Raw genomic sequence first — 13010 nt, forward strand, 5'->3', positions numbered from 1 at the left:
ATCTATGGCGGGTTCATACTTTCCGGCCTGGCGCGAACAGCCGGGCAGCCTGGAGGGGGGGCGCGTCATCGCGCCCGACGAGCGTCTGCCGTGGCCGCAGATGCTGGCCATGGGGGTGCAGCACGTGGTCGCGATGTTCGGCTCGACGGTGCTCGCGCCGCTCCTGATGGGCTTCGATCCCAATCTGGCGATCTTCATGTCGGGCATCGGCACGCTGCTGTTCTTCCTGGTGGTCGGCGGCAGGGTGCCCAGCTACCTGGGGTCCAGCTTCGCCTTCATCGGGCTGGTGATCGCGGTCACGGGATACGGCGGGTCGGGGCTGAACGGCAACATCGCCGTGGCATTGGGCGGCATCATCGCCTGCGGCGTCGTCTACGCGCTGATCGGGCTGGTGGTGATGGCTTCCGGCGCGGGCTGGATCGAGCGTTTCATGCCTCCCGTGGTCACGGGCGCGGTGGTGGCCGTCATCGGCCTGAACCTGGCGCCCATCGCGGTCAAGGGCGTCACCGCCAATTCCTTCGACGCCTGGATGGCGCTGGCGACCGTGCTGTGCGTGGGCGTCGTCGCGGTCTTCACGCGCGGCATGCTGCAGCGCCTGCTGATCCTGGCCGGACTGCTGCTCGCCTATGTGCTCTACGCGTTGCTGACCAACGGCATGGGACTGGGCAAGCCCATCGATTTCGCGCCGGTCGCGCAGGCCGCGTGGTTCGGGCTGCCCCGCTTCACCGCCCCGGTGTTCAAGCTGGATGCGATGATCCTGATCGCGCCGGTGGCGGTGATCCTGGTGGCCGAGAACCTGGGGCACCTGAAGGCGGTGAGCGCCATGACCGGCTACAACATGGACCGCTACGTGGGCCGCGCCTTCGTCGGCGACGGCGTCGCCACCATGCTGTCGGGCAGCGTGGGCGGCACGGGCCTGACCACCTATGCCGAGAACATCGGCGTCATGGCCGTCACCCGCATCTATTCGACGCTGGTGTTCGTGATCGCCGCGCTGATCGCCGTCCTGCTCGGATTCTCGCCCAAGTTCGGCGCGGTCATCCTGACTATCCCGGGGCCGGTGCTGGGCGGCGTCTCCATCGTGGTGTTCGGGCTGATCGCCGTGGCCGGCGCGCGGATCTGGGTCGAGAACCGGGTCGATTTCTCCGACAACCGCAACCTCATCGTGGCCGCGGTCACGCTGGTACTGGGCACGGGCGATTTCACCCTGCATTTCGGCGGCTTCGCGCTGGGCGGAATCGGTACCGCCACCTTCGGCGCCATCCTGCTCAACGCCTTGCTGGCAGGGGCCGGCAAGCGCTGAACGCAAGCGCGGCCGGCATGCGCAAGGCATGACGGCCGCGCCGGCGTCCTGCCGGGCTCGACCTCAGGAGGCCGGCAGCCTGGCCTCCCAGCGGCCTCCCTGCTGGTAGAACTCGTAGCGGTGGGTACCCTCGCGGCGGTTGCCCTTGACGTCTGCGCTGGTCGTGACGTCGCAAGTCACGCTCTGGGAGCCCGAGGCGCTGCAGTTGTTCAGCGCCTTGACCTCCAGCGAGCGGGTCATGCTGGTCGCCGACGGGCTATCGAAGCCCTGCTGGTTGTTCATGGACTGGATTTCCCTTTGCATGGCGTTCTGCAGGGCCTGGGTGGCCTGGTCCCGCGTCGGCGCCTGCTGGGCGTATGCCACGGCGCAGCAGCCGGCAAGGCCGATGGCCAGGGCGAAGTGTTTCATCCCGGTACGGCCCAGGGAAGAAAAGCCGCCCCCATGGGGGGGCCGCGCCGCGTAGTCGGTATGCTTCATCGCGTGCTCCTCGTAGATCGAAAACACCACGCTTTTCAATCTAGACGGCTTCGCGGCCACGCTGTGTAAGGTTTTACGTGGAATCTTGTCCGTTGGTAATCGGCGCCACCTCTACCATGCGGCCACGGAGCCGTCGCTGCGCGGGTCCGCGCCGCCCTCGAGCGTACCGTCGGCCTGGCGCAGGATCGCACCGGCGTGGCCCATGGTCTCGTCATAGGGGCGCAGCATCTCGACCTCGTGTCCGCGTGCCCGCAGCGCGTCGGCCGTGGCCTGGTCGAAGCGCGACTCCAGTTTCAGGGTGTCCGAAGATTGCCCCCACGTACGGCCGAGCAGCCAGCGGGGTGCGTCCACCGCCGCCTGGGGATTCATGCCGAAGTGCACGATGCGGGTGAAGACGGCGCTTTGCGACTGGGGCTGGCCGTCGCCGCCCATGTTGCCGTAGACCAGCGTGCGCCCGTCGGCCAGGTGGGCCATGGCGGGATTCAGGGTGTGGAAGGGCTTGCGGCGGGGCATCAGCGGATTGCGCGATCGCGGGTCGAGCGAGAAGCTGCATCCCCGGTTCTGCCAGTTGACCCCCGACCCGGGCAGCACGACGCCGCTGCCGAACTCGTGATAGATGCTCTGGATGAAGCTCACCGCGACGCCCTGGGCGTCCACCGCGCCCATCCATATCGTATCGGCCGGCCCCTTGCCCTGGCCCCACGGGGCGGCCCGGTCCGCGGAGATCCTGGCGGCCATGGCGTCCAATTCCCGCGGGGCCAGCAGGGACTGGGGGTCGACATCCATGTGCGCCGGGTCGGTGATGTGGGCGTCGCGCACGCCGAAGGCCAGCTTGGTCGCCTCGACGCAAAGATGGACGTAGTCCGCGCCGGCGGGATCCAGTTCGCGGGGCAGGCGGCGGTCCAGCTGGCCCAGGATAAGCAGCGACACCAGGCCCTGGGTGGGAGGAGGGACGTTGTAGACCTTGCCGCGGCTGTGTTCCAGCACCAGCGCCGTCTTCCAGACCGGCTGGTGGGCGGCCAGGTCGGCCGCCACGAGCGGGCTGCCGGCGTCGGCAAGATCGCGAGCCATGGCTTGGGCCAGTTCGCCCCGGTAGAAGTCGTCCAGGCCGGCGCGCGCCAGATGTTCCAGGGTATCGGCCAGCCGCGGCTGGCGGAACAGGGCGCCGGCCGCGGGAGGCGCCCCGCCGGGAAGAAAGGTGTCGGCGAATCCCGGAACGCCCGAGAGTTCCTCGCGCTTGGCCTGGGTGCAGGCGGCCTGGCTGGCGGTGACCGGCATGCCGCGGCGGGCGTAGTCGACGGCGTCCGCCAGCAGGCGGGACAGCGGCAGGCGGCCGCCAAGTTCGCGCCGGGACCATTCGTGGGCGGCATTCCAGCCCGATACCGTGCCGGCCACCGTGTTGGCGGCCAGGCCGCCCCGGAACGGGATCGCGTCCAGGCCGCGCTCCCGGTACGAGGCGATGTCGGCGGCGGCCGCCGCCGCGCCGCAGGCTTCCAGCGCCACGGGCGGCTGGTCCGGGCGGCTGATCAGCCAGAAGCCATCCCCGCCGATGCTGTTCATGTGGGGATAGACGACCGCTATGGTGGCCGCCGCCGCGATCATCGCCTCGACGGCATTGCCGCCTTCGCGCATGACGGCCAGCGCGCTTTGCGAGGCCAGTGCGTGCGGAGCGACGGCCATGGCGCGGCTGCCGCGTATGGGGTTGGGGCTGAACGAGAGCGGCATCGACGCATTCCGTGGGCTGTGGAAAGCGTGATTGTGGCCCAGACCGCGGGCGCGTGGGGTATTTCCCCCGGCTCGGCGGGGGAAAGGCCGGCCGGGGTATGCTTGGCTACGGCAGCCACGAAAAGAACGCAGCCTTGTAAGGGAATTCCAGGAGCATCCGGCCCCACACCTATAATGTGCCGCCCTGCCGCGTAGGCGCGTGGGCGGCAATTGGGATATAAACACGCCCATGCCGGCCGCGGCCATGCGAGGCCGTACGAATTCAAGGACATCCGTGAGTGATCTGCTAGACCGCCGCCTGGCGTTGCTGGACCAGCCCGCGCATCGCGCCGTGCTGGCCCGCAGGCTTCATGGCATCGAACGAGAAAGCCTGCGCGTCGACCCCCGGGGTCACCTGGCGATGACCCCGCACCCGGCCGCGCTGGGCGCTGCGCTGACGCACCCGAGCATCACCACGGACTATTCGGAAGCCCTGATCGAACTGATCACCGGCACCCACGTCGGCCACGAGTCGCTGCTGGCCGAGCTGCGCGACATCCATCGCTTCGTCCATGGCGAACTGGGCGGCGAGCTGTTGTGGAACCAGTCCATGCCGTGCGGCCTGCCGCCCGAGAAGGACATTCCCATCGCGTGGTTCGGGACTTCCAACATCGGCATGCTCAAGCACGTGTACCGGCGCGGCCTGGCCTATCGCTACGGCAAGGCCATGCAGTGCATCGCCGGCATCCATTACAACTTCTCGTTCTCGGAAGATCTCTGGCCGCTGCTGGCCGACGCCGGCGAGCCCGCCGGGATCTCGGACAAGGATCGCCAGTCGGCCCGCTACGTCGGGTTGATACGCAACTTCAACCGCTACAGCTGGCTGCTGATGTACCTGTTCGGCGCCTCGCCGGCGCTGTCGGTCGATTTCCTGCAGGGCCGCCCGCACCAGCTCGAGCGGCTGGACGACCAGACGCTGTACCTGCCTCATGCCACCAGCCTGCGCATGAGCGACCTGGGCTACCAGAACAAGGCCCAGGCCGGCCTGAAGCCCTGCTACAACGATCTGTCGACCTACGTCGCGCGCCTGTACGAAGCGGTCAGCACGCCCTGGCCCGAGTACGAGAAGATAGGCACGGTGCGCGATGGGGAGTGGGTGCAGCTCAACACCAACATCCTGCAGATCGAGAACGAATACTATTCGAGCATCCGGCCCAAGCGCGTCGCCCGAAGCGGCGAGCGGCCCTTGCGCGCGCTGGCCGAACGCGGCGTGCAGTACGTGGAAGTGCGCTGCATGGATATCGATCCCTTCCTGCCCGTGGGCATGGACGAGACCACCAGCCGCTTCCTGGATGCCTTCCTGCTGTATTGCACGCTGCAGGAAAGCCCGCTGTTCGGCGACGGCGGACATTGCCGGCTCAGCGCCAACAACTTCCTGACCGTGGTCAAGCGGGGCCGCCAGCCCGGCCTGGTCCTGAACCGCGAGGGCAGCGAGATCGGCCTGCGCGCGTGGGCCGAAGAATTGCTGGATCGCATCGCCGCCTGTGCCGACCTGCTCGACCGGGTCCACGGCGAGACCGGTTACGCGGCCTCGGTGGCCGCGCAGCGCGCCAAGGTCGAAGCGCCCGAGCTGACGCCGTCGGCCCGCGTGCTCGAAGCCCTGCGCGCCAGCGGGATGACGTTCCAGGCCTTCATGCTGGAAACCAGCCGGCAGCATGCGGAGCACTTCCGCGCCCAGCCCTGCACCGGCGAGCAACTGGCGGGCTTTCGTGCCCTGGCCGAACAGTCCCTGGCCGAACAGCGCGAACTGGAGCGCGTGCAGACGGGCGATTTCGGCCAGTTCGTGGCGGCGTACCAGGCCGGCCTGCTGGGCAAGTAGCCGGGGAAGGTCCGGGCCCGGTCCGGTTTGGTGGTAGGCTTGACGACGGTTTTCCTCGCCAGGCCGTGTTTCCATGCAAATCGTCTTCACCGTGCTGATGCTGCTGCTGGCAGTGGCGATGTCGGGAGTGGTGTCCAGGCTGTCCCCGATACGGTTGCCGCTACCCCTGTTCCAGATCGCCATCGGCGCGCTGTTGGCGGCACCGGCCTTCGGCCTGAAGGTGAGATTCGATCCCGAGCTGTTCCTGCTGCTGTTCATTCCGCCGCTGCTGTTCGTCGATGGCTGGCGCATTCCCAAGCGCCAGCTGTACCAGCTGCGCGGCCCGATTCTCGCCCTGGCGCTGGGCCTGGTGATCTTCACCGTGGTCGGCGTGGGCTACTTCATCCACTGGCTGATACCCGCCATCTCGCTGCCCGTCGCCTTCGCGCTGGGCGCGGTGCTGTCCCCCACCGACGCCGTGGCGGTATCGGCCATCGTCGGCAAGAACCGGCTTCCTCCCAAGCTGCAGCACGTGCTGGAAGGAGAGAGCCTGATGAACGACGCCTCGGGCCTGGTGGCCTTCAAGTTCGCGATCGCGGCGGTCCTGACCGGGTCGTTCTCGCTGTGGCAGGCCAGCCTGAGCTTCCTCGTCATCGCCCTGGGCGGCCTGGCCGTGGGCGGCGCCCTGGCATGGTTGCTGAGCCTGGGCCGCAGGATGGTGGCGCGCTGGACCGACGACGAGCCGGCCATACAGGTCGTGCTGCTGATGCTGACGCCGTTCGCGGCCTACCTGGTGGCCGAGCATTTCGGCGTGTCCGGCATCCTGTCCGCCGTGGCGGCGGGCATCGCCATGACCTATACCGAATCGGGGCAGGGGTCGTCGGCCATGCGGCTGCAGAGCAACAGCGTCTGGTCCATGCTGGAATTCGTGTTCAATGGCATGACCTTCATCCTGTTGGGTCTGCAACTGCCCAGCGTCATCGGGCTGGCGCATGCCGACGCGAGGGAGGCAGGCAACGTGCCGGTCTGGCACCTGTTCGCCTATGTGGTGGCGATCACGGTGGCGCTGATCGCGCTGCGTTTCCTGTGGGTCTGGGTCACCTACCACCTGAAGAGCTTTCGCATGCTGTTGCAGGGCTCTCCCGTGCGCAAGGTCAACACCTGGGTGATCCTGACCACCTCGCTGTCCGGGGTGCGCGGCTCGATCACGATGGCGGGCGTGCTGACGGTGCCGCTGGAGATCTCCGCCGGGGTGCCGTTTCCCGGCCGCGATCTGCTGATCTTCCTGGCGACGGGGGTGATCCTGTGCTCGCTGCTGCTGGGCAGCTCATTGCTGCCGCTGGTGCTGCCCAAGGTGCCGACGCCGGTCGAGACCATGAAGGAAAAGGAAGAGCGCGAAGCGCGGCTGCGCCTGGCGCTGGCCGCGCAGGCCGGCCTGGAGCAGGCGCAGGCCCGCATGGAAAGGGAGCTGGCCGATGACGACGCGAAGGCCATGCTGGCCGACATCGCCGCCACGCTGGCCCAGATCTACCGCAACCGCATCGATGCCGAAAGCGACACGGCCGAGATCGCCCAACGGGCCAACCAGCACCGCAATTTCGAACGCGACCTGCGCATGGCCGCGATCTACGCCCAGCGCACCGAGCTGTACCGGCTGCGCGATGCGCGCCTGATCGACGACGACGTGTTCGCCGTGCTGCTGCGCGACGTGGACCTGGCCGAGAACTGGCTGTCCGGGCCGCTGGTCAGCAAGCACTGACGGCGGCAGGCCCTACAGCATCGGCGAAAACAGCCGCGCCGAGGCGTCGAACAGGCGGCGCACGAAGGGCGATTGCCTGTCCTTGGGGACGCGGGCCGCATGGCGCAGGTCGAGCTCGAACTGCCGGCCCAGCTGGCGGGCCATGTCCTCGCCGTAGACCAGGGCCGTGACCTCGAAGTTCAGGTCGAAGCTGCGGTTGTCGAAGTTGGCCGTGCCGATGAACGAATAGGTGTCGTCCACCAGCAGCGTCTTGGAGTGCAGCATGCGGTCCCGGTACTCCCAGATCTTGACGCCCGCCTCCAGCAGTTCGTCGAAGTACGAGCGCGAGGCCGCGGTCACCACCAGCGAGTCGCTGCGCCGGGGCACCAGCAGGCGCACGTCCACGCCTTTCAGGGCGGCGCTGGTCAGGCTCATCAATGCCGCTTCGCTGGGCACGAAATAGGCTGTCGTCAGCCACACGCGCTCGGTCGCCGCATGGATGGCCGCCACCTGGGTACGGTGGATGGACTGGCGCGGATCGTCGGGGCCGGAGACCAGGATCTGCAACTGGTGCGGGCCACCCGGCACCTCGGGCAGCAGCGTGTCGAGTTCGCAATCGTCGGTGCGCTGCCCGGTGGTGTAGGCCCAGTCCTCCAGGAACACCATCTGCAGCCAGCGCACGGCCCCGCCTTCCACGCGCAGGTGCACGTCGTGATAGGCGTCGGGACGCACGCGCTCGTCCTCGTCGTCGGTGACGTTCAGCCCGCCCGTGAAGCCTATCCTGCCGTCGCAGATCAGGATCTTGCGGTGATTGCGGTAGTTGGTCACGGGGCGCCAGCGGCGGCCGATGCGCACGTTATGGAAAAAGCCCACCTGCGCCCCGGCCTCGCGCAGCGGTGCCAGGAAGCGCCGGCCCAGGCGGTCGGAGCCCAGGGCGTCCACCAGCAGCCGCACCGTGATTCCCTGGCGTGCCTTCTCGATCAGCAGGTCGCGGATCGCGGTGCCGATGCGGTCGGGCTTGAAGATGTAGAACTCCAGATGGACGTGGTGGCGTGCGCCGGCGATGGCCTCCATGAACGCATCGTAGGTCTGTTCGCCTCCCACCAGCAGGCGCACGTCGGTGGCCGAGGACAGTGGGATGTCGCTGGTGGTGCGGGCCAGGGCCGCCATGCGCGCCACCGGCGGCGGGGTATCGTGGTCGTGCTCGCGCAGCAGGGCGCGTTCGGTCTGGCTGGCGATCAGCAGGCGGCTGCGCAGCCTTTTCAGGCGCCGCCGCTTCAGGCGCTGGGGGCCGAAGAAATAGTAGACGGCATAGCCGATGTAGGGCAGTTGGGCCAGCACCAATATCCACAGTACCGTCGACAGGGGCGGGCGCCTCTGGAGCACGATCCATACCGTGACGCTGGCGATGTAGAGCGCCCAGCCGACGGACCATGCATTGATCAGGTGGTGGTGCAGGTCGGCTTGGGCCATGTGCCGACCTACAGGGGAATGGTGTGCTGCTTGTGGCGCACCTTGGCTTCGAGGTAGCGGCGGTTGTTGGGGTTCAGGTAGACCCCGGTGGGGATGATGCTTTCGATGTCGATGCCGTGTTCCTCGAGCTGGCTGGCCTTGTCGGGATTGTTGGTCAGCAGCCGGATGCGCGCCACGCCCAGCGCCTGGAGCATCTGCGCCGCGGGCTCGAAGCTGCGGGCATCCTCGGGCAGGTTCAGGTGCCGGTTGGCCTCGAAGGTGTCCAGGCCCTTCTTTTGCAGGGCGTACGCCGAGAGCTTGGCGTACAGCCCGATGCCGCGTCCTTCCTGGCGCAGGTACAACAGGATCCCGCCCTCGCGCGAGAAGCACGACAGCGCCTCATGCAACTGCGGGCCGCAATCGCACAACTGCGATCCGAACACATCGCCCGTCAGGCACTCCGAATGCACGCGCACCAGCGGCGGCGTGCCGCCCGGCTTGAGCTGCGGGAACACGATGGCCACGTGCTCCTCCGTGAACCCGTTGAAAGTGATGAATTCCGGCGGAATCCCCCCCTCTTCAAGGGGAACGACAACCCGGTTCTTGATGGTCACCATACCGTTACTGTATTCCATGACAAGCGCCTTGCCCCGAGACATCGTCCGAGGACCCAGGATGCGGTGGATCCGGCTTTGCCGGTCCACCCGCATCGCCCCCTGGGGGGCGCGCGTAAGCGCGTAGGGGGGATCAGATGCTCATCCAGAGGATGATGACCGCTCCAAGGGCAATACGATACCAGCCGAACACCCGGTACGAATGGTTGGCGACGAAGCGCATCAGCGCCCGGACCACCACCAGCGCGGCGACGAAGGCCGCCAGGAAGCCGATGCCGATGGCGGTGACGTCATTGCTGGTCAGCGATTCATGGTTCTTCCAGGCGTCGTAGACCGAGGCTGCCAGCATCGTGGGCATGGCCAGGAAGAACGAGAATTCGGTGGCGGTGGTGCGCTTGAGGCCGGCGGCCATGCCGCCGATGATGGTGGCGCCCGAGCGCGAGGTGCCGGGGATCATGGCCAGGCACTGGGCCAGTCCCACCATCAGCGCCTGGAAACCGGTGATCTCGCTGATGTTCTGGGTCTTGACCTCGCCCTGGGGCTTGCGCTCGACGAACAGGATGATGATGCCGCCGATGATCAGGGTCGTCGCGACCACCCCGGGGGTGAACAGCACCGTCTTGATTTCTTTCAGGAAGGTCACGCCGACGATGGCCGCGGGCAGGAAGGCGATGATGATGTTGCGCGCGAACTTCAGCGAGAACCTGTCGCCGGTCAGGATGCCAGCCAGGATGTGGGCGACCTTCTCGCGGAAGATCCAGATGACCGCCAGGATGGCGCCGAACTGGATGACGACTTCGAATACCTTGGCATCCCCGGAGAAGAAGTGGATCCAGTCCCCCACCAGGATCAGGTGTCCGGTGCTGGAAACGGGCAGGAATTCGGTCAGGCCCTCGATGATGCCGAGGAAGAAGGCTTTGATCAGGTAAAGCGTGTTTTCGGTCATGAGTGTCGGCGTCCGCGGGCGGACGAGATGGATGGGCGCGGGTGGCGGCTGGAGAGCCCGGAGCCGGTCCGGCAAGGCACCCGCGAGGCCGGTGCCATTGTAGAACCGGCGGCGGGCAGGCCTGGAGGAGGGTGTTTCAGCCCCTTGCTTCCTTGAGCGGTTCCAGCAGGGACAGGAGCTGGGGGAAGACCTTGGGGGTGGCGGCGACGACTTCGCCGTTCTGCATCCAGCCCTGTTCGCCATCGAAGTCGCCGATCAGGCCGCCGGCCTCGAGGATCAGCAGGCTGCCCGCGGCCAGGTCCCAGGGCTTCAGGCCGCAGCCGTAGTAGCCGTCGAGCCGGCCCGCCGCGACGTTGGCCAGGTCCAGTACCGAAGACCCCTGGCGGCGCACGCCGGAGGTGGTGGCCGAGATCTGGCCGAAGGTCTTGGTCCACAGCGCCAGCCGCTTGCCGCTGGGGTCCGGCGCGAAGCTGGTGCCGATCAGGGTCTCGGGCATGCGGGTGCGGCGCGAGACGCGGATGCGCCGGTCGTTCAGGAAGGCGCCGGCGCCGCGGGTGGCGGTGAACAGCTCGTTGCGCGACGGATCGAAGACGCAGGCCTGGGTGACCTGGCCGCGCTGCATCAGCGCGATCGAGACCGCGTAGACCGGCATGCCGTGGATGAAGTTGGTCGTGCCGTCCAGCGGATCGATGATCCAGAGGTTTTCCTGCTGGCCGTTGGCGTCGGCGGCGCCCGGGGCCTCGCCGGACTCTTCGGCTAGAATTCCGTGGTCGGGGTAGGCCGTCTTCAAAATCTCAACAATGGCCGCTTCCGCAGCTTTGTCGACTTCGGTGACGAAATCGCCCGGTCCCTTCTGAGACACCTTGACCAGATCGAGGTCCAGGCTGGCGCGATTGATGATGGCGCCGGCGCGCCTGGCCGCCTTGACGGCGGTGTTGAGCATGGGATGCATAAGAGAGCCGATAGGGCTGGGAATTGGTGAAACCCCTCTAGTTTAAAGGACACATGCTTTCCCGAGTCAGTTTCGTCATGGTCGAACCCAGCCACCCCGGAAATGTGGGGTCCGCGGCACGGGCGATCAAGACCATGGGGTTCGCCCGCCTGGTGCTGGTCAACCCGCGAATTCCCGATACGCCGGCCCATCCGGAGGCGATCGCGCTGGCCAGCGGCGCCACCGACGTGCTGGCGGCCGCGCGCGTCTGCGACACCCTGGAAGAAGCCCTGGCGCCCGTGACCATGGCGTTCGCGATGACCGCCCGCCACCGCGACCTCGGCCCGCCGGCCTGCGACATGCGGCAGGCCGCCGAACTGGTGCGCGAGCACCTGGCCGGCTGCGCGGACGGGCAGGACGGGGTCCAGGCGGCGATCGTGCTGGGTACCGAGCGTTCGGGCCTGACCAACGAACAGGTGGGAATGTGCCACCGGATCTGCCACATTCCCGCCAACCCTGAATATTCGTCGCTCAATGTCGCGCAGGCCTTGCAACTGGCCGCCTACGAGCTGCGCTACGCGCTGCTGGGGGCCGAGGCGCTGGCGGTGGCCGGCCCGCGCGCCGAGCCGGCCTCGGGCGAAGCGGTGGAAGCGCTGCTGGCCCATTGGGAGCAGGCCCTGATCGCGGTCGGCTACCTGGATCCCCGGCATCCCAAGAAGCTGATGCCGCGCATGCGCCACCTTTTCGCCCGTTCCGGCCTGAGCCGCGAGGAAACGGACCTGTTGCGGGGCGTATGTACCGCAATGATCGCGCAATCCCGAAAGATTCCCCATGGCAGTTCTTAAGATTCCCGCCGTCTACATGCGCGGGGGAACCAGCAAGGGCGTGTTCTTCAATGCCCGGGACCTGCCCCGCGACCCCGAGCAGCGCGACCGCGTGCTGCTGCGGGTGCTGGGCAGCCCCGATCCGTATTCCCGCCAGACCGACGGCATGGGCGGGGCCAGCCCGTCCACCAGCAAGGTGGTGGTGGTGGACGCTTCCAGCCGCGACGATTGCGACGTGGAATACCGCTGCGGGCAGGTCGCCATCGACCGTCCGGTCATCGACTGGTCCACCAACGGCGGCAGCCTGGCCGTGGCCGTGGGGCCGTACGCCATCCAGCAGGGACTGGTCCCGGCCCGCGAGGGTACGACGGTGGTACGCATCTGGCAGCCGCATCCCGGACGATGGCTGGCGGCCCACGTCGAGGTCCGCGGCGGGGAAGTGCTGGAAGACGGCGTCTTCACCGAGGACGGCGTGCCCTTTCCCGCCGCCGAGGTGCGGCTGGATTTCATCGACGATGGCGCGGCCAGCCTGCTTCCCACGGGGCGCGTGCAGGACGTGCTGGAGGTCGAGGGCATGGCCCCCTTGCCGGTCAGCCTGGTCCGGACCGACGAGGCAACGATCTTCGCGCGCGCCTCGGACCTCGGGCTCCATGGCCGCGAGAAGCCCGATACCTTCAATCGCGACGCCAAGACGCTCGCCCGGCTGGAGTCGGTGCGGATAGCGGGGGCGGTGGCCATGGGGCTGATGTCCCGCGCGCGAGCCGAAAAACCCGGCGCCGCGCTGCCCAGGCTGGTCTGGGTGGCGCCGCCCATGTCGTACAAGGCGGCGGGGGGCGGCGACGTCTCGCGCGACAGTATCGACGTGCTCGCGCGGAGCATGGCGGAAGGGCGCATGCAGCGCGGCTTCGGCACCCGCGGCGCGATTTCGCTGGCGGTGGCCGCCGCGGTGCCCGGATCGGTGGTATCGCAGGTGGCGCGCACGCTGCCCGGCGTGGCGACCCGGATCGGCCACGCCAGCGGGGTACAGGCCGCCTGGGCGACCGTGGTCAGCAACGGGAACGGGTGGGGGCTGGAACGCGCCACGGTGTCCCGTACGGCGCGCTGCCTGATGAGCGGCTGGGTGCACGTGCCCGCCGGCCCGGGCCGCCTGTTCTGAGGCCCGG

General features: G+C 68.0%; 11 protein-coding genes. 5 read left to right on the top strand and 6 right to left on the bottom strand.

Annotated elements, in window-relative coordinates:
• Window positions 1-4: 4 nt before the first annotated feature.
• Complete coding sequence (locus N5K27_RS01320; RefSeq protein WP_087839278.1) at window positions 5-1303, top strand: solute carrier family 23 protein; 1299 nt, start codon at window positions 5-7, stop codon at window positions 1301-1303.
• 63 nt (window positions 1304-1366) lie between these two features.
• Here the strand turns inward: N5K27_RS01320 and N5K27_RS01325 are convergent, their stop codons facing one another.
• Both N5K27_RS01325 and N5K27_RS01330 read right to left on the bottom strand, forming a co-directional pair.
• Complete coding sequence (locus N5K27_RS01325; protein WP_140416867.1) at window positions 1367-1780, bottom strand: hypothetical protein; 414 nt, start codon at window positions 1778-1780, stop codon at window positions 1367-1369.
• Between the two features lie 111 nt (window positions 1781-1891).
• On the bottom strand, window positions 1892-3460 hold the full coding sequence (locus N5K27_RS01330; RefSeq protein WP_279814235.1) for a gamma-glutamyltransferase family protein: 1569 nt from the start codon (window positions 3458-3460) through the stop codon (window positions 1892-1894).
• Between the two features lie 289 nt (window positions 3461-3749).
• On the opposite strand from N5K27_RS01330, the gene gshA reads away from it, so the two are divergent.
• The gene (gshA, locus tag N5K27_RS01335) at window positions 3750-5363 is read left to right on the top strand and encodes a glutamate--cysteine ligase (RefSeq protein WP_207958650.1); all 1614 of its coding nucleotides are present in this window, start codon (window positions 3750-3752) and stop codon (window positions 5361-5363) included.
• A gap of 73 nt (window positions 5364-5436) precedes the next feature.
• Window positions 5437-7101, top strand: a complete 1665-nt coding sequence (locus N5K27_RS01340) for a Na+/H+ antiporter (protein ID WP_279814010.1) — start codon at window positions 5437-5439, stop codon at window positions 7099-7101.
• A gap of 12 nt (window positions 7102-7113) precedes the next feature.
• Here the strand turns inward: N5K27_RS01340 and cls are convergent, their stop codons facing one another.
• The 4 genes from cls to N5K27_RS01360 all read right to left on the bottom strand — a co-directional run bounded on the left by cls (window position 7114) and on the right by N5K27_RS01360 (window position 11044).
• Window positions 7114-8553, bottom strand: a complete 1440-nt coding sequence (cls, locus tag N5K27_RS01345; RefSeq protein WP_087839282.1) for a cardiolipin synthase — start codon at window positions 8551-8553, stop codon at window positions 7114-7116.
• 8 nt (window positions 8554-8561) lie between these two features.
• Window positions 8562-9149, bottom strand: a complete 588-nt coding sequence (gene ribA, locus N5K27_RS01350) for a GTP cyclohydrolase II (protein ID WP_087839283.1) — start codon at window positions 9147-9149, stop codon at window positions 8562-8564.
• 130 nt (window positions 9150-9279) lie between these two features.
• Window positions 9280-10092 carry an undecaprenyl-diphosphate phosphatase gene (locus N5K27_RS01355; RefSeq protein WP_132979961.1) on the bottom strand — a complete coding sequence of 271 codons (813 nt, stop codon included), beginning with the start codon at window positions 10090-10092 and terminating at the stop codon, window positions 9280-9282.
• Window positions 10093-10228: 136 nt separating this feature from the next.
• Entirely contained in the window at window positions 10229-11044 is an 816-nt protein-coding gene (locus N5K27_RS01360; RefSeq protein ID WP_087839285.1) for an inositol monophosphatase family protein, read from the bottom strand.
• Window positions 11045-11097: 53 nt separating this feature from the next.
• Between N5K27_RS01360 and N5K27_RS01365 the strand changes: the two genes are divergently transcribed.
• Complete coding sequence (locus tag N5K27_RS01365; RefSeq protein WP_279814015.1) at window positions 11098-11868, top strand: RNA methyltransferase; 771 nt, start codon at window positions 11098-11100, stop codon at window positions 11866-11868.
• Window positions 11855-13003 (top strand): PrpF domain-containing protein, encoded by a 1149-nt coding sequence (locus N5K27_RS01370; protein WP_087839287.1) that lies wholly within the window; start codon window positions 11855-11857, stop codon window positions 13001-13003. The genes N5K27_RS01365 and N5K27_RS01370 overlap by 14 nt, the downstream gene beginning before the upstream one ends.
• Window positions 13004-13010: the final 7 nt, after the last annotated feature.

Source organism: Pigmentiphaga sp. GD03639 (assembly GCF_029845405.1).
GTDB classification, from domain to species: domain Bacteria; phylum Pseudomonadota; class Gammaproteobacteria; order Burkholderiales; family Burkholderiaceae_B; genus Pigmentiphaga; species Pigmentiphaga daeguensis.